15 protein-coding genes are annotated in these 17,117 nt (G+C 67.9%); 10 read left to right on the forward strand and 5 right to left on the reverse strand.

Going from position 1 to position 17,117, the window contains the following annotated elements:
• On the forward strand, positions 1–786 hold the full coding sequence (locus LCM32_RS00140; protein ID WP_224819036.1) for a hypothetical protein: 786 nt from the start codon (positions 1–3) through the stop codon (positions 784–786).
• Here the strand turns inward: LCM32_RS00140 and LCM32_RS00145 are convergent.
• The 4 genes from LCM32_RS00145 to LCM32_RS00160 all read right to left on the reverse strand — a co-directional run bounded on the left by LCM32_RS00145 (position 720) and on the right by LCM32_RS00160 (position 6,130).
• Positions 720–2,558 (reverse strand): DUF2194 domain-containing protein, encoded by a 1,839-nt coding sequence (locus LCM32_RS00145; protein WP_224819037.1) that lies wholly within the window; start codon positions 2,556–2,558, stop codon positions 720–722. The genes LCM32_RS00140 and LCM32_RS00145 overlap by 67 nt on opposite strands.
• 302 nt (positions 2,559–2,860) lie before the next feature.
• Positions 2,861–3,889 carry a glycine betaine/L-proline ABC transporter substrate-binding protein ProX gene (gene proX, locus LCM32_RS00150; RefSeq protein ID WP_224819038.1) on the reverse strand — a complete coding sequence of 343 codons (1,029 nt, stop codon included), beginning with the start codon at positions 3,887–3,889 and terminating at the stop codon, positions 2,861–2,863.
• Positions 3,890–4,017: 128 nt separating this feature from the next.
• The gene (locus LCM32_RS00155) at positions 4,018–4,965 is read right to left on the reverse strand and encodes an ABC transporter permease (RefSeq protein WP_224819039.1); all 948 of its coding nucleotides are present in this window, start codon (positions 4,963–4,965) and stop codon (positions 4,018–4,020) included.
• Entirely contained in the window at positions 4,958–6,130 is a 1,173-nt protein-coding gene (locus LCM32_RS00160; RefSeq protein ID WP_224819040.1) for a quaternary amine ABC transporter ATP-binding protein, read from the reverse strand. The genes LCM32_RS00155 and LCM32_RS00160 overlap by 8 nt, the downstream gene beginning before the upstream one ends.
• A gap of 132 nt (positions 6,131–6,262) precedes the next feature.
• Between LCM32_RS00160 and LCM32_RS00165 the strand changes: the two genes are divergently transcribed.
• The 8 genes from LCM32_RS00165 (at position 6,263) to LCM32_RS00200 (ending at position 13,808) form a co-directional block, all read left to right on the forward strand.
• Entirely contained in the window at positions 6,263–6,931 is a 669-nt protein-coding gene (locus LCM32_RS00165) for a cysteine hydrolase family protein (protein WP_224819041.1), read from the forward strand.
• Positions 6,928–8,706, forward strand: a complete 1,779-nt coding sequence (locus tag LCM32_RS00170; RefSeq protein ID WP_224819042.1) for a helix-turn-helix domain-containing protein — start codon at positions 6,928–6,930, stop codon at positions 8,704–8,706. Before LCM32_RS00165 ends, LCM32_RS00170 begins: the two co-directional genes overlap by 4 nt.
• Positions 8,707–8,808: 102 nt before the next feature.
• Positions 8,809–9,330, forward strand: a complete 522-nt coding sequence (locus tag LCM32_RS00175) for a flavin reductase family protein (RefSeq protein ID WP_224819043.1) — start codon at positions 8,809–8,811, stop codon at positions 9,328–9,330.
• A gap of 22 nt (positions 9,331–9,352) precedes the next feature.
• Entirely contained in the window at positions 9,353–10,861 is a 1,509-nt protein-coding gene (locus LCM32_RS00180; protein ID WP_224819044.1) for an aldehyde dehydrogenase, read from the forward strand.
• A gap of 21 nt (positions 10,862–10,882) precedes the next feature.
• Positions 10,883–11,953, forward strand: a complete 1,071-nt coding sequence (locus LCM32_RS00185; RefSeq protein WP_224819045.1) for an LLM class flavin-dependent oxidoreductase — start codon at positions 10,883–10,885, stop codon at positions 11,951–11,953.
• A gap of 70 nt (positions 11,954–12,023) precedes the next feature.
• On the forward strand, positions 12,024–12,830 hold the full coding sequence (locus tag LCM32_RS00190; protein ID WP_224819046.1) for an alpha/beta fold hydrolase: 807 nt from the start codon (positions 12,024–12,026) through the stop codon (positions 12,828–12,830).
• A complete protein-coding gene (locus LCM32_RS00195) occupies positions 12,823–13,206 on the forward strand; it encodes a carboxymuconolactone decarboxylase family protein (RefSeq protein ID WP_224819047.1) in 384 nt (127 codons plus the stop codon). The genes LCM32_RS00190 and LCM32_RS00195 overlap by 8 nt, the downstream gene beginning before the upstream one ends.
• Positions 13,203–13,808, forward strand: a complete 606-nt coding sequence (locus LCM32_RS00200; RefSeq protein ID WP_224819048.1) for an amino acid synthesis family protein — start codon at positions 13,203–13,205, stop codon at positions 13,806–13,808. Before LCM32_RS00195 ends, LCM32_RS00200 begins: the two co-directional genes overlap by 4 nt.
• A 144-nt stretch (positions 13,809–13,952) precedes the next feature.
• Here the strand turns inward: LCM32_RS00200 and LCM32_RS00205 are convergent, their stop codons facing one another.
• Complete coding sequence (locus tag LCM32_RS00205; RefSeq protein WP_224819049.1) at positions 13,953–15,191, reverse strand: aminopeptidase; 1,239 nt, start codon at positions 15,189–15,191, stop codon at positions 13,953–13,955.
• A gap of 458 nt (positions 15,192–15,649) precedes the next feature.
• Here LCM32_RS00205 and LCM32_RS00210 point away from each other — a divergent pair, with 458 nt between their 5' ends.
• Complete coding sequence (locus LCM32_RS00210) at positions 15,650–16,861, forward strand: SIP domain-containing protein (RefSeq protein ID WP_224819050.1); 1,212 nt, start codon at positions 15,650–15,652, stop codon at positions 16,859–16,861.
• The last annotated feature ends 256 nt before the right edge of the window (positions 16,862–17,117 follow it).

The following is a 17,117-nucleotide window of genomic DNA, read 5'->3' on the forward strand; positions in this document are numbered from 1 at the left end:
ATGTCGGCCGGGCATCAGGAGATGGTGGGGCCACATGCGCCCTTCGTGCTGCTGATGCCCTGGGGGCGAGTGGGCAGCAACCTCGTCACCTCGGCACTTGCACAGCGCGCCGAGGTCCGGATCCAGAACGAGCCGACCACGCGGATACGCACCTACGGCCACCGCCGGGGCCGCAGCCGCGACCACATGCGGGACCAGCAGTTCCTGCATCTCAGGGGGGTCGTGGCGCGGGCGCAGCGGACCTCTCTCGTGCTGGGGCTCAAGCTGTCCTATCGCTCGCTCCTCGCCCCGGAGGCCTACTTGGGCGAACTCTCCGCCGCGCGGTTCCGCGTGGTGCTGATGGTGCGGGAGAATGCGCTGAAATGCGCAGTGTCGCAGATGCGGGCGTTGGCCCGGGCGCAGGCGGCGCAGGACGATGCCCCGTGGCAGAGCCCGTGGTCCATCGGCCTGACGGAACCCAAGCCCGGCCCCAGCGAGATCGACCCCGAGGAGGCGATCCGCCTGACCCATGTCTTCGCAAAGATGCACGACCAGATGGTGGCCTCGGCGCAGGCGGCCTTCGGGGACGCGGCGCTGGTGGTGGAGTACCGGGCCCTTGCGGCAGAGCCAGAGGCCACCATGGCCCGCATCTTTGCCCATGTCGGCCTCGTGCCGCCCGAGCGGATCGACCTGCTGCACCGCAAGGCGACCTCTGACGATCTGCGCGAGGAGATCCCCGGCTACGAGGGTTTCGCCGCCCGGGTGACCGAGGCGGGGCTGGGCCGGTTCCTCGCCCCGGAGGCCTGACCGATCCGGTCCCGCAGACGGCGGCTGACCCGGCCCATCGGCCCGTGTTCCGAGAGCGTCAGCGTCGCCCGGTCGCCGGTGAGTTCGAGGCAGTAGAGCGTGTAGTCCTCGGCACTGCTCTCGTCGAGGAGACGCACGCCCTCGCGGGTTGCCAGATGGCGCCACGGGCGGCCGTTCAGCCGCAGCCTCAGCACCCCGCCGCGCGGTCCGGCGATCGTCAGGTGCGGCCCGTCGCGCCCCACGTGCCAGCGGCTTTCAAGATGGCGTTGCAGGCGCGGGGCCGCCCCGCTGGTGGAGGTGAACTGCAGCCACGGCGCGCGCCGTCTGACGGTGGTGAAGATCTGGCCCAGCTGGTCCAGCAGCCCTGTCTGCCCACCCCGCGTGCGCCAAGGGCGGGCCGCGGGGTTGCGCTTGTCATAGCCCGCCACGCCCCGGCCCGGAATGTCGGCCACGTCGTCCGCATGCAGGAAATGGGTCCAGAGGCCGAGGCTGGCGATCTGGCTCATGGCGTCGAACTGCACCTCGTCGCGGCATTCATGCCCGGCGGTGACCCGGGGCATGGCCAGCAGCGCGGGGCGCCACGGCTCGGGCCCGAAATCGCGGTTCTGTTCGGGCTTGTCCCGGCGGCCGTTGAAGACCCCGCAAAGCGTGGTGATCTCGGGGAAGACGGCGCCGAGGGCGGCCAGCCCGGTTGCGTCATATTCATTGCCGGGCGGCACATAGGAGTTGGGCATCGCGCCCAGCCCGGCGCGGCCCCAGGCCTCCCGGGCGCGGGCAAGGGCGGCGCGCATGGCCGGCTCACCGTCGAAGGGACCCAGCTTCAGGTAGCGGTGATCGAACCCGTGCAGGCCAAGCTCCGCCGCGCCGTGCTGCCGGATGGCCGCGAAGGTCTGCGAGGCCGCTTCATGGGCGAGGATATGATCCGACGCGCCCGGCAGCGCATAGCTGAAGGTGACGTAGCAGCTGTAGTCGAGCCCGTGCCTGCGCCCGAGGCGCTTGAGGTCGGGATACCAGACCTGGCTATAGAACTGGTCCGCGTCCATCCCGGGATAGGCGGCCTGCACGACATCGGGAAGGGTCCCGCCGAGCGGCGCGGGGAAATCGTCGATCTGCACGACGCCCGCGTTCGCCACCGGCAGGACGGAGACGGCGCAGATGCATTGCAGCGTTTCGATGATCAGGCCCGCGCAGCGCTGCTCGGTCAGGGCGATGCTGTCCCAGTAGACCGTGCAACCCTGCCCGACTGCATGGCGCCAGGCCAGGGGTTTGCCACCGATGGTGGTGGCGATGATCTGGGCCTCGTAGACCGGCTGCAGGCCGAGCCCCTGGTGAGAGATCGTCTGGCGCTCCGGCAGGCTCAGCCCCTGGAAGGAGGGCAGGGCCATGCCGGGGAAATGCAGCCCCCCGCCCTGATGGCCCGCCGCGACCGCCGCAGCGAAGCGTTCGGGCGGGACGATGCCCAGAACCTCGTCGAAGGCCGGGTGCCGCGCGGGGTAAAGCTGTGCCCAACCCCCGCCGCCGGAGAGGTAGCGCCCGATCCGGGGGAGGGCGGCCGCCGGGGCCGAGAGGTCGTTCGTCAGGCAGAGCACGGCGGTGACGCCGTCGAGCGCGGGCAGGGCGGGGTCGTGAGCGAGGTCGTGCAGCCGGTAGGCGACCCGCGCCTTGGCGAGCGCGGTCTGCAGGTTGGGCAGGGCCCAGGGCGGGACGTCATCGCCACTGTGATGCAGCACGAGCGTCACATCGGGCGGCAGGGCTTGAAGGTCGCGGGACAAGGGCGGGGCCTCTCGGGCAACGGCGGCGCAGGGTGGGCCGGACGGCCCTGACGGAATGGTCCGTCACCTCGGCGCGAAAGCGAAACGCTTTCTGCTCTTCGGGCGGATTTGCGGCTCAGACGCCGGGCCTTCGCTGACGGTCTGGGCCGTGTCCGTTCGGCGTGCAGCCTCAAGACGGTTCTGATGGGCAAGGGACGCGGGGCCGCCCGATGACCTAGACACCAACGGGAATGGGACCGACACCACACAAGAAAAGGGCCGCCTCGCGAGAGACGGCCCTTCGGTACGTGCCGGGCGCGCGATTAGCCGGCGGCTGCGGCCTTGGCGGCAGCAAGCCAGGCGTCATAGGTGGCGCGGTTTTCCTCGATCCAGCCCGCTGCGATCTTGCGGATCGCGCGGTCGGAGTTGTCGCCCTTCATCTGGGTTTCCCAGGTCGACCAGGTTGCCAGTGGCCATTCCATTTCCTCGGCCAGCTTGGCGATGGCGGGGTTCTCGGCGATGAAGTCGCGGTTGGCGGCGATTTCCCAGTTCCACGACCCCGTGGCCATCCGGCAGGAGGGGGCATCCCCCGCGCAGCCCACCACGCCCTCGACGAGGTGGCCGTTCGGCACCGACACGCCTTCGGGCGCGGCGTCATAGGGGATCGGCAGCCAGACGACGTCCTTGCCGGGCACCAGCGTCTCGGTCACGAAGGAGGGGCTCCAGGTGTAGTAGAGCACCGGCTTGCCCTGGCGGAACTGGGCGAAGGTCTCGGCCAGCAGGGGCTCGTACTTGGCACGCACGGATTCCACCGTGTCGCCGAGGCCGAATTCCTCGAGCTGGTAGTCCACCACGTCGCCGCAGCTCCAGCCGGGATCGCAGTTCATCAGGTCGGCCTTGCCGTCGCCATCGTTGTCGAAGAGCTTGGCAATCTCGGGATCGGCGAGGGCGCTGAGGTCCTTGATGCCGTATTCATCCGCGGTGGCCTTGTCGATCAGGTAGCCGTTGATGCCGCCGCCGCCGATGGTGCCGCCGCTGAGCAGGGTCACATCATCGGCCACGGTGTCATACTGCAGCGCCCGTTGCGGCATGTTGATGTCGCCCGAGATGTCGAGGTCGCCCTGCGCGGCGGCCTGCAGGAAGGCCGAGGTGCCGACGTTGGTCATCGACACGTCATAGCCGAGGTCTTCCAGCGCGGTCTTGAGGATCTCGTCCTGAATGTACTGGGTGCCAAGGCTGTCGCTACGCGACATCCGCACGTCCTTGCCCTCGCCGGGGAGGGATTGCGCGAGCGCGGGCAGGGCTGCGGCGCAGACGAGCGCGGTGGTCAGAGAGAAGGTCTTGGTCTTCATGGAGGTCTCCTACTGTCGGTCTGGGTCAGGCTGCTTGGCGCAGCTCGTTGGGGTAAGCGGGGACCCTCCGCCGCCGGGGGCGCAGCGCCGGTCTGGCGGCAGAGGGGTGGGGAAGTCGCGGGAAGGCGTCAGTTCTTGCTGTCGAGCGAGGCCTCCAGCTTGCCTTCGGCCTGCCGGTGGCCGCTGCCGAAGAGCCGCGAGAGGGCGGCCCCGATCCGGGCCTTGCCGGAGCTAGCCCGCGGGTCACGTTCGGCCACGGCCTGCGTCAGCCGGTCGAGGATGATCGCCATCAGCACGATGCCGATGCCCCCCACCGCGGCGCGGCCCACGTCGAGACGGCCAAGACCCTGCAGCACCACGAGGCCAAGCCCCTCGGCCCCGATCATGGCGACGATGACGGACATCACCATGGCCAGCAGCACGGTCTGGTTCAGCCCGCCGAGGATCGTGGGCAGCGCCTGCGGCAGCTGGATTTCCCACAGCAGCTGGCGGTCGGTGGCGCCAAAGGCGATGCCGGCCTCGATCAGTTCCTCGTTCACGCCGCGGATGCCGATGTTGGTGAAGCGGATCAACGGCGGCACGGCCACCACGATGACGGCCACCGCACCGGGCACGGTGCCCACGCCGAAGAGCATCACGACCGGGATCAGGTAGACGAAGCTGGGCGTGGTCTGCATCACGTCGAGCACGGGCCGGATGATGCCCCAGGCCCGGTCGCTGCGGGCGCAGAGGATCCCCAGCGGGATGCCGATGATCACGCAGACGACGATGGCCGTGGCGATCAGCGACAGCGTGGTCAGCGTCTCCAGCCAGATGCCGAGCAGCAGGATGAAGAGCATCGAGACCACGGTGAAGAGCGCCGTGCGCTTGCCCGCGAGCCAGAGCGCCAGCCCCCCGAAGAGGGCGATCAGCAGCAGCGGCGGGATCGCCTCAAGCGTGCCGTTGATGACGTTCAGCAGCTCATCCACCGGCCAGCGGATCGAGCGGAAGAGGGGGCGGAAATGATCCGCGATCCATTCGATGCCGACCTGGATCCAGCGGTCGAGGGGGATGTAGACTTCTTCCGGATCAAGCATCGGTCCGGCTTCCTTTCATGGTCTCTTTGGCGCCGGCGATCCCGGCGAGCAGGGCCTCATCGGTGATGCGGCCGCGGAACTTGCCCTCGGCATCCACCACGGCGATCGGGCCGCGCCTGCGGGCGGCGGCGCCCGCGATCTCGATCAGCGTCGTTTCGGGGCGCACGGCGAGGTAGCCGTCGCTCATGGCTTCGCCGTTCGGGGCCTGCCAGCCCGCCACTTCGCCTGCGTCGTTCAGCACGAAACGGCCACCCTGCGCGTCGGCGGGGCCCTCGCTCATGACCGAGGCCGCATCGAAGAGCCGCGCGCGGTCCACGTTGCGGGTGAAGGCGGCGACATAGTCGTGGCCCGGGTCGATGACGATCTCCTGCGGGGTGCCGTCACGGATCACGGCACCATCGGCCATCACGGCGATCTTGGTGCCGAGGCGCAGCGCCTCCTGAAAATCGTGGGTGATGAAGAGCACGGTCTTGTGCAGCGTGTTCTGGAGGCGCAGCAGTTCGTCCTGCATCTCGGTCCGGATCAGCGGGTCGAGGGCGCTGAAGGCCTCGTCCATGATCAGCACGTCGGCCTCGGTGGCGAGCGCCCGGGCAAGGCCCACCCGCTGGCGCATCCCGCCCGAAAGTTCACCGGGCAGATGCGAGGCCCATTCCGACAGGCCCACCGTCTCCAGCATCTCGCCCGCCTTCTTGTGGCGTTCGGCCAGCGGCACCTTTCGGAGCTTGAGGCCGAAGGCGACGTTGTCGATGACGGTCTGGTTCGGCAGCAGGCCGAAGTTCTGGAACACCATCGAGATGCGGCGGCGGCGAATCTCGCGCATCCTTGCATCAGAGCATTTGGTGTAATCCTCGCCATCCAGCAGGATCTGGCCCGCGTCCGGCTCCAGAATGCGGTTCACGCAGCGCGCCAGCGTCGACTTGCCGGAGCCCGACAGCCCCATGATGACCGAGATCGAGCCCTTCGGCACGCTGAGCGAGACGTTGTTCACGCCCACCACGGCCTGCGTCCGTTCGAGGATTTCGGACTTGCCCTTGCCCTCGCGGACGAGCGCCAGTGCCTCCTCCTTGCGGCGTCCGAAAATCTTGTAGACGTCGCGTATCTCGATCCTGTCTGTCACTGTGGAAATATCCCTGTCGGTCTGGTCGGTCTTGGGTTGTGAAATCATTAATGCGCCATGAAGCTTTTCTGTCTTCCTATGTTTCGTAGGAGCGCGGCTTTGCATTCTTCATGCGAAGGCATCATGATCGCCGGGGCCTTCGCCGTTAGCGAGGAGGGCAGCAGGAAAAGGGCATCTCTTATGCATCTCTCTCCCTTGGACTTCGACGCCGCGCCAGATCTGCCGCCCGTGACGCGCCCCGCGCTGGTGGTCGTGGACATGCAGAACGATTTTCTCCTGCCCGGAGCGCCCATGGAATGTGCAGAAGGCCGCGCGATCCTGCCCGGTCTGGCCGGGATGATCGCGGCGTTCCGCGCCGCCGGCCTGCCGGTGGTCTTCCTGCGCTTCACCGCCTCCACGCGGTTCGACCCTCTCGCCGGGCGGATGAGGTGGATCAGGACCATGGCGGCACCGGTGATGGCCTGCCAGCCCGGCCATCTGCGCCGGTTCGACGACGGGACCGAGGCCGAGGGCTTTGCCATCCACGCCGCGCTTGCGCCGCTGCCCGGCGAGGCGGTGGTGGACAAGGATTTCTTCGGTGGCTTTCACGACACCGGCCTCGACGCGCGGCTGCGCGCGCTTGGGGCCGACATGCTCTGCATCACAGGCGTGCTGACCGAGATGTGCGTCGAGGACACCGCCCGGCAGGCGGTGCATCACGGCTATCCCACGGCGCTGATCCGGGACCTCGTGGCCAGTTCCGACCCGGTCGCGGCCAAGGCCACGCTGCGCGCCTTCGGGCGGCATTTCGGCTGGGTCCTTTCGGCCGCCGAGGTAACCGCCGCGATCCGCACGGAGACCCCCGCATGACGTTGCTCGAGATCGAGACGCCGGGCCTCGAACATGCCCGCGCCGACCAGTTCCGCCAGCTCTCCGAGATCACGCGGCTGATCAACGAGGGCGGGGATTTCCACGACGTCCTTGTGCGGCTGACCGAGGGGGTCTGCCGTCATTCCCACTGGGCGATTTCCTCGGTCATGGTGATGGACACCGAGCGGCAGCTTTCCATCTCCACCGTGCGCTTCGACCAGTTCCTCTCCGAGGCGGCGCGCCGTGCGACGATGCAATGGGATCTCTCCGGCAGCCCGGTGCGCGAGGTCGTGGCCCGGGGCCGCCCGCTGGTGATCCCCGACGCCGCCGCGCAGGAGAAATACACCGCCTTCCGCGATGACGCCCGGGTGCGCGGCTACCACACCGTCGTGCTGGTGCCGCTGAAGTTCCCCGACGAGGAAGGCCGCGCCATCGTGCTCTCCGTCCTTGCCAATGAGCGGGTCGAGGTGGACGAGGTCGAGCTCAGTTTTCTTCAATGTCTTGCGGACCTTGCCGATGTGGCCGTGCGCCGGATGCAGGCCCTGCGGGAGGAGCGCCGCGAGGGCGAGCGCCTGCGCGAGATCACCACGAACCTGACCTCGGCGCTGACCACGACGCTGGATCCGGACCATGCGACGGACCTCTACGGCTCGCTCTCTCGGCTCTTTCCGACGGGCTGGTTCGCCATCGACTTGACCACGGGGCAGATGCTCTGCGATCCCGACAGCGCGTCGCCGCTGCTACACCAGCTGGCCCGCCGGATGCCTGAGACGGTGATGCGCACCGCGACGAAGGCCGACAGCGACATCGGCGATCAAACCGTGCGCCTGCTGGTGGAGGGAGATACCTACGCCGCGCTGATGCGGCCGCTCTTCATCGACGGCAGCCGGGTGGGCGCGCTCTTCCTGCTGGATGCGACCGAATTTTCGCCCAACGAACAGATCGCGGCAGACGCGGGCCAGCTGGCGCTGGCGACGCTGATCCTGCGCAACTACATGGCCTTCCGCACCCGCGAACAATCGGCGCGGCGGCTGATCTCGCGGCTCTGTCAGGGCGACCTGCGCGACCTCGGCACCCTGCGCGAGGAGGCGCGGATGCTGGGCTTCGAACTGGATCAGCCGATGTACCTCGTGGGGCTGCGCAGCGCGGGCGGCGCGGTGCCGGGGGAGGATGCGCACAGCTTCGTCCTGCGCACGGCGCAGCGGACGCTGGGCAAGGCGGTCTCCTACCGGGACGGGGAGGAGATCTACCTGCTGATCCGCGATGGCGAGGATATGCGCAGCGCCAAGCAGCGCGACCTCTTCATGCAGCGCATCCGCCCGATCCTGCCCGAGGCGATTGCCGTTCAGTCCGACCGGATCGACCGGCTGGAGCATGTGGCCCCCGCACGCGAGGCCTGCGCGTGGAACCTGCAGGTGGCCGAGAAGATGAATGCCCGCAACTGGGTCGACCGGCGCAACGTGGGCTCTCTGCCCTCGCTGATGGCCTCGGTCAGCAGCCGGGTGGCGGACCAGTTCCTCGGCGATACGATCGCCTGGCTGACCGAGGACGGAACGGAGAAATCCGCTGTCATGCTTCAGACGCTGGAAGCCTACCTCGCCACCGGGCGGCGCCCGCAGGAGACGGCGGACCTGCTGGACATCCATGTCTCGACCCTGCGCTACCGGATCGGGCGGCTGGCCGAGAAGTCGGGCGTGGATCTGAACGATCCGGAGGAGTGTTTCCAGCTGGAACTGGCCCTGCGCATCCACAAGTTCAGAACCTCCTACAGATAGTAGGAAACTTTTCCGCCATTCTCGCCAGTTTCGCGGGAGGACTGGTCCGAAAGCTGCAGCCTAAGGTCATCTTTAGCACCTGCTGAAAGACCGAGGCCCCCCGTGAAGACCGCTCCCCAAGCTGCCCCCATCGACCGCGCCGACCTGCGCCGCGCCTTTGGCCGTTTCGCCACCGGCGTGACCATCGTCACCGCCTGCGACGGCACCGGCGCCCCGGTGGGGTTCACCGCCAATTCCTTTACCTCCGTCTCGCTGGACCCGGCGCTGCTGCTGGTGTGCATCGGTAAGACCTCCTCCAACCTCGCGATCTTCCGCGACGGGGGGGCGTTTGCCGTCAACATCCTCGCCGCCGACCAGACCGAGCTGTCGAACCGCTTTGCCTCGCGCAAGGTGGCGGACCGCTTTGCCGGTGTCGGCTGGCAGGCGGGCCCCACTGGCGCGCCCCTGCTGGAGGATTGCGCCGCGGGCTTCGACTGCGAGACCCACGACGTCGTCGATGCGGGCGATCACCTCGTGCTGATCGGCCGCGTGGTGGCGCTGGAGCGCAGCATCCGCCCGGCGCTCGTCTTTGCCGATGGCCAGTACCTCGTTCCCGCCGCGCTCACCGCGCAGGCTTCCGTTTGATCAAGACACAGGACCGACTTTCATGATCCGCTTTACCCCCGAGGCCCTCGAAGGCAGCTGCCTGCCGCTCTTCATCAACAACGAACTGGTCACCTCGCAGGGCGAGAGCTTCCCCAGCTACGACCCCGCCACCGGGCAGCCGTGGTCCTCGATGGCTGATGCGACGCTGGACGAGGTCGACCGCGCGGTGATGGCGGCGCGTGGCGCGATGAACAACCCGGCGTGGCGCGACATGGCCCAGACCGACCGGGGCGCGCTGCTCTATCGTCTGGCCGAGCTGATCACCCAGAACGTGGACCGCCTGTCGCGGCTGGAAGTGCGCGACAACGGCAAGCTGCTGAAGGAGATGACGGCGCTGACCCATGCGGTCGCGGCCTCCATGCGCTATTTCGCGGGCATGGCCGACAAGATCGAGGGCACGACGATCCCGGTCAACAAGCCCGACATGCTGAACTTCACCCTGCGCGAACCGGTGGGCGTGATCGCCGCCATCGTGCCGTGGAATTCGCCCCTGCTGCTTTTGAACCGCGCGTTCTCGCCCGCCGTGGCCTGCGGCAACGCGATGGTGGTGAAACCGTCCGAACATTCCGCCGCCTCGATCCTCGCCTTCGCCGAACTGGTGGCCGAGGCGGGCTTCCCGGCCGGGGTCTTCAACGTGGTGACGGGCAATGGCCGCACCGTGGGCGACGCGCTGGTGCGCCACCCCGAGGTCGACAAGATCGACTTCACTGGCGGACCCGAGACCGGGCGCATCATCGCGGGCAGCGCGGCGCAGAACCTGACGCCCTCGATCCTTGAACTGGGGGGCAAGTCGCCCAATATCATCTGCGCCGATGCCGATCTTGACCGCGCCGTGACCGGCGTCGTCTCGGGCATCTTCGCCGCCGGGGGGCAGACCTGCGTCGCGGGCTCGCGCTGCCTTGTGCATGACAGCATCTATGACGAGGTGGCCGACCGGCTGATCGCCCGCGCCGCCGAGATCCGCATCGGCACGCCCACGGACGAGGCCACGCAACTGGGGCCGCTCGCGCTCTGGTCGCAGGTCGAGAAGGTGGGCCGCTTCGTCGAGGGGGCCAAAGCCTCGGGCGCCAAGCTGCTGGCCGGCGGTGGCCGCGCCGAGGAGATGGGCGCGGGCTGGTACGTCCAGCCCACGATCTTCGGTGACGTCACCAACGAGATGGACATCGCCCGGAACGAGATCTTCGGCCCGGTCCTCGGCCTGATCCGCTACAGCGATGACGAGGACATGATCGCCAAGGCGAACGACACCCGCTACGGCCTCGCCTCGGGCCTGTGGACCAACGACATGGAGCGCGCGATGCGCTTCATGCGCCGGATCAACGCCGGGATGGTCTGGATCAACACCTATCGCAGCCCCTCCGTCATGGCACCGTCCGGTGGCTACAAGGACTCGGGCTACGGCAAGCACAACGGCTTTGCTGCCATCAACGAATTCACCCGCATCAAGACCGTCGTCATCGATTACTCGGGCAAGACGCACGATCCCTTCGTCATGCGGGTCCAGAAATAAGAGCCGGAACAGGAGAGAGACATGCGTTTTTCCATCGCAGTGAACCCGGGGCGCCCCAACCCCAACACCGACATGCGGCAGATCATGGCCGAGGCGCTGGACCTCGTGAAAATCGCCGATCAGGGCGGTTTCGATGTCGCCTGGACGGCTGAGCACCACACGATCGAGCTGACCGTCTCGCCGAACCCGTTTCAGACCCTGACCCACTGGGCCGGGCATACGAAGAACATCCGCCTCGGCACGGCCATCGTCTCGGCGCCCTACTGGAACCCAATCCGGCTGGCGGGGGAGGCGGCGCTTTGCGACATCTACTCCGGCGGGCGGCTGGAAATGGGTCTGGGCCGTGGCGCCTACCAGTATGAATTCGACCGCATGGCAGGCGGGATGCCGCAGCAGGAAGGCGGCTCCTTCCTGCGCGAGATCGTCCCGGTGGTGAAGGGCCTCTGGGCCGGGGAATTCGCCCACGAGGGCAAGCATTTCTCCTTCCCGGCCACCACCAGCGTGCCGCAACCGCTGCAAAAGGAGGTCCCGCTGTGGATCGCCGCGCGGGACGAGAGCACCTTCCGCTTTGCCGCCGAGAACGGCTGCAACATCATGTCGACCGCGCTGCGCAAGCCGATCGGCGAGGTCGAGGACCTGCAGCGCAAGTTCAACGAGGTCGTCTCCACTACCCCCGGCGCGCAGGGGCTGAAACACGCGACCCTGCGCACCGCCTGCGTCTTCACCGACAAGGCGGGCGAGGAGCAAGCCGTGCGCTCGATGATCGACTTTGGCCGCTCGTTCGAGAACCTGTTCAAGAACGTGGGCGAGGTCCGCAACGGCTATCCGCAGCCGGTGGACTTCGACGTAGTCGCCAACCGGGACGAGTACCAGCCCGAGCAGCTGCTGGAGAACATGATGTTCGGCCACCCCGAGCAGATCATCGAGAAGCTGGAGGCCTATCAGGCCATCGGCATCGACCACTTCATCTATGGCGGCACCTTCTTCCTGCCGCACAGGGATGCGGTGCGCTCGCTGGAACTGTTCTGCGATCAGGTGCTGCCGCACTTCCGCAACAAGGCCGCCGCCAAGGAAGCGGCGCTGGCCAGCTGATCCGAGGGGCCGATGCCCATGGCGCCCGGACAGCGGGCGCCGCCCTGTCTCTGACGGAAAGGAAACGCGGGTGCAGACCAGCGACAAGCAGATCACTTATTACCGCGAGGGCCACGGCACGCCGCTGGTCCTCGTCCATGGCGTGGGCGCCAGTGCCGAAAGCTGGGGTGCCGTCGCCGACCGGCTGAAGGATCGGTTCGACATCATCCGCCCCGACCTGCGCGGCCACGGCCGCTCGGCGCAGATCGACGCGCCGATCACCATCGACACCTTCGCAGACGACATCATCCGCGTCATGGACGAGGCGGGCGTGGAGAAGGCGCATCTGGCGGGCTTCTCGCTGGGCGGGCTGATCACGCAGCGCCTCGCCGTGGGCTGGCCGGACCGGTTCGAGCGGATCGTGATCCTCTCGGCGGTGGCGGGCCGCACGGAGGAGGAGCGCGCCAAGGTGGTGGCCCGGCTCCAGATGATCCGCGACGGCGGCATGAAGGCGATCACCGGCGCCGCCCGCGAGCGCTGGTTCACGCCCGAGTTCGTGCGCGACAACGAGGCGGCCATCCTTCACCGGATTGCCGAGTTGGAGGCCGTGCACGTGCCCTCCTACCTCGAGGCCTACCGCGTCTTCAGCCAGACCGAGCTGGTCGAGACGCTGGATCAGATCCGCCAGCCCACGCTGGTGATGACCGGCGAGAACGATGTCGGCTCCAACCCGCGCATGTCCGAGACGATGCACCGGCTGATCCCCAATTCCGAACTCGAGATCCTGCCGCGGCTCAAGCATTCGGTGCTGCTGGAGGCGCCGGATCTGATCGCCGAGAAGATCGGAACCTTCCTCACCAAGACCACGACGAATGCACAGGAGGTGCAGCATGGATAAGGCGCTCTACGACAAGGGGCTGGAACAGCGCAAGGCGACGCTTGGCGCGGCCTATGTGGAGAAATCGCTGGGCAATGCCACCGACTTCTCGAAGGAGTTTCAATCCTTCATCACGGAGTATTGCTGGGGCGCGGGCTGGGGCGACGAGACCCTGCCGCCCAAGACCCGCTCGATGCTGAACATCGTGATGATCGCGGCGCTGAACCGGATGCACGAGTGGGAGCTGCACTTCCGCGGTGCGCTGAACAACGGCGTCACGGTGGACGAGCTGAAGGCGATGATCACCCATATCACCATCTACTGCGGCGTGCCCGTGGGCGTGGAATGCCACCGCATCGCGAACAAGGTGCTGGCCGAACAGGGGCTTCAGGCGTGAGCGAGGTCGTCATCCGCAAGATCGTCGATTTCGTCGAGGACATCCTGATCGAGGGCGGCAAGCCTGCCGAAAAACCGCTGCGCATGGCCGCCTGCGCCGCCGTGATCCGGAACCCCTGGGGGCGTGAGTATGTCGAGGACCTGCAACCGGCGATCCACGCCCATGCCGCCGTGCTGGGCGAGGCGCTGGTGCCGCGTCTGGTGGCGCTGATGGGCGGGCCCGAGGGGATCGAGGCCTTCGGCAAATGCGCCGTGGTGGGGACCGAGGGGGAGGTGGAACATGCCGCGGGCCTGATCCACACGCTGCATTTCGGCAATGTCTACCGGACCGGCGCGGGGGGCGACAGCTTCCTGCCCTTCACCAACAAGCGGGCCGGGGCGGGGACGGCGATCACCATCCCGATGACCCACAAGTCGCAGGACCACAAGGGCGCCCGGACGCACTTCCTGACCATGGAGTTCACGATCCCTGACGCGCCCGCGGCGGATGAGATCGTCGTGGCCCTCGGCGCCACCAGCGGCGGGCGGGTGCATGCCCGCATCGGTGACCGCTTCAAGGACATGGAGTACATGGGCGTCGATCAGGCCGGCCGACCGCTCTGACGCAGCAGGGATGGGCCGCGCAGAGACCTCGCGGCCCGTGGCCATGCGCCTTACTGATGAGCTTTCTGAATCGTTGCCGGGCCTTGTCCGGCCCTGCGCGACAGGCCGCCGGGCGGCCTGTCGCTGTCTGCCTGGCAGGAGCGCTTACCGCGCCCATTCGCCCTTGCGGAAGACCGGCACGCGGGTGCCGTCGGCGCGGACGCCGTCGATGTCCGTCTCGGGCCCGCCGATCATCCAGTCCACATGGATGACCGAGCTGTTGCCGCCCTGTGCCGCGATCTCCTCGGAGGAGAGCGACGCCCCATCGAGGAAGCACTTGGAGTAGCACTGCCCCATGGCGATGTGGCAGGCGGCGTTTTCGTCGAAGAGCGTGTTGTAGAACAGCAGACCCGTCTGGGAGATCGGCGAGGAGAAGGGCACCAGCGCCACCTCGCCAAGACGCCGCGCGCCCTCGTCGCTGTCGATCATCCTGTGCAGGACGGTTTCGCCCTTGCTGGAACGCGCCTCGACCGCGCGGCCCCCTTCGAAGCGCATCTCGATCTCCTCGATCAGCGCACCGTTGTAGGACAGCGGCTTGGTGGCCCGCACCGTGCCGTCGACGCGGTAGGCGTGGGGCGTGGTGAAGACTTCCTCGGTCGGGATGTTCGGGTTGCAGGTCACGCCGTTCTGCGCGGTGGAGGCACCGCCGTGCCATTCGTGGCCCTCGGCCAGTCCGACCATCAGATCGGTGCCCGGCCCGGTGAAATGCAGCGCGTCGAAGCGTTCCGCGTTCAGCCAGCTGGAGCGTTCGCGCAGCGCGGCGTTATGCGCGGCCCAGGCCCCGACGGGATCGTCGCCCGTCACCCGCGAGGCGGCAAAGATCGCATCGGCCAGTTTCAGCACGGCCTCGTCCTCCGGCAGATCGGGGAAGACCTGCCGCGCCCAGCCGACAGTGGGATAGGCCGCGATGGTCCAGTTGATCTCGAAGGTCGAGATCTTTTCCAGCGCGGGCTTGTAGGCCAGCGAGTTGGCCTTGTTGGCGCGGGCGACCTTCTCGGGGTCCTCATGGGCGAGTGCCATGGGATCGGCCCCGGAGATCGCCATGCGGCCTGCGCCGGCGTCGAAGGCCTGCGCCATCCCGGCATAGAGCCAGTCCGGCGCGCGATCGAAGCTGGCATCGGGGGCATTGCGGAAACGGGCACGCGCGATCTCGTCATCGGAGAGGATCGGCGTGACGACACCCGCCCCGGCGCGATAGGCGCTCGAGGCGATTTCACGGACCAGCGGCAGGGCCTCGGCCGGGGCGGTGAGGATCAGGTCCTGCCCCGGTTGCAGGTTCAGGCCGACATTCACGGCAACATCGGCGAGGCGGGCGAGACGCGCGGAATCGAGGGGGGCTGTCATGGGGACTCCTTGGCTGGTTCCGGCCCCCTGTGGTGGCGGGACCGACGGTCGCAGCCTGCCGATCTGGACGCGGAGTGCAAGGGGCCGAGGCGTCACACATCCGTTGTCGGACCGGGGCGGAGGGGATCACGGTTTCGTTGGACGATGCGCGTGGGGACCGGGCGGGGAGGGGTAAGTCTATGATATGTCGTGGAATTGCCCGTGGCTGCCCGTGGTGCCGGGGGCGTGTGTCTCCCGCTTGACATATTCTAGATATATCGAGATTTTAGATATATCGAAAAGGATAGAAGATGAAGCATCGAGAATTCGACGAAACAGGCGCTCCGCATCCGGCGGGCGCAAAAGGGGGGCGCGGCGAGCGGTCCCGGTCTGGCAGGGCGCGCGGCCATGGCCAGCATGAGGGACGGCCTGAGGGCCGCCATGAAGGGCGTCACGAAGGCCGCCGGGGTCGCAAAAGGATGTTCGACTACGGCGAATTGCGGCTGCTGGTCCTGCTGATGATCAGCGAGCGCCCGCGCCACGGGTATGAGCTCATCAAGCTGATCACCGAGCAGTTCAACGGCAGCTACAGCCCGAGCCCGGGGGTAATCTATCCGACGTTGCAGTGGCTGGAGGACATGGGCTTCGTGACCATCGAGGCCGATGACGCCGGTCGCAAGAGCTCCCGGATCACCAGCGAGGGCGAGGCCTTCCTGGCCGCCAACAAGGCCGCCGCGCAGGACCTCCTGACGCGCAAGCCGCCGCTGGGGCGGGGCGATGCGCCGGTGGAAATCGTCGCGGCGATGGACCGGCTGAAGGAGGCACTGCGCCTGCGGCTCCATGCGCCCGGTGCCGCGCCGGAGACAGCGGCGATCCTTGCCGGAGAGATCGACGGGCTGGCAGAGCGTCTGGCCGCAGGGGCTCAGCCTGCCGAGGCCACCCCGACGGAAGAGCCGGTCATCCTGCGCCACAAGTTCGACATCCGGCGGCGCAGCCTGACGGTGCAGCAGGTAGACCGCCTGACGCCGCACATGGTCCGCATCGTCCTGCACAGCGAAGACCTCGCGGATTTCACCAGCCTCGGCGCGGATGACCACATCAAGCTCTTCTTCGACGGCGAAGGCGACAAGCCCGAGATGCGGGATTACACCCCGCGGCGCTACGACAATGCAGCCTGCACGCTGACGCTGGATTTCGCCCTGCACGAGGCTGGCCCGGCGACCGACTGGGCCCTGAAGGCGCAGGTCGGGGACAGCCTGAACATCGGTGGCCCCAGAGGCTCGGCGGTGATTGCGCCGGTCTTTGACTGGTACCTGCTGATCGGGGACGAGACCGCGCTGCCCGCCATTGGCCGCAAGGCCGAGGAACTGGGCGCAGGCGTGCAGGTGATCACCCTCGCCGCCGTGCCGGAGGCCGCCGATGAACAGGTGTTCGAGACCGCGGCGGACCTGCGCCAGCACTGGGTGCACCGGCCCGTTGAGGCGGCGACGGATCCGGAGACGCTGCTGGCGGCCGCGCGGGACATCGCCCTGCCCGAGGGGCGCGGCTTCGTCTGGATCGCGGCCGAGGCACAGGTGGCCCGGGCGCTGCGCGATGCCTTCCTCGAACGGGGACATCCGAAGTCCTGGCTCAAGGCGGCGGGCTACTGGGTGAAGGGGACGGCCGCAACCAGCGACAAGGCCCTGAGCTGAGCCCTGAGCTGAGTCCCGTGCGGTCCGGGCTGGCCTTAGCCTGAACCGGACCAGAACCGAGTCGCGGTGCCGCTTGCGCGGGACGGGGTTTCCCCACGCGCCCGACTCCTTGCCGGAGGCGGGCGCTCTCGTTTCGGGGTCACGGGACCGTGTCGGGCGGGGAGGGCTGACGCCTCGTCATGATCGCGCTTGCCGCCGCGGGAGGGTGCCCCGCGCAAAGGGAAAGTGCTTGGGCACAGGTAGGGCGAAGGCACAT

Source organism: Pseudooceanicola nanhaiensis (assembly GCF_020171315.1).
Classification (GTDB): Bacteria; Pseudomonadota; Alphaproteobacteria; order Rhodobacterales; family Rhodobacteraceae; genus Pseudooceanicola; species Pseudooceanicola nanhaiensis_A.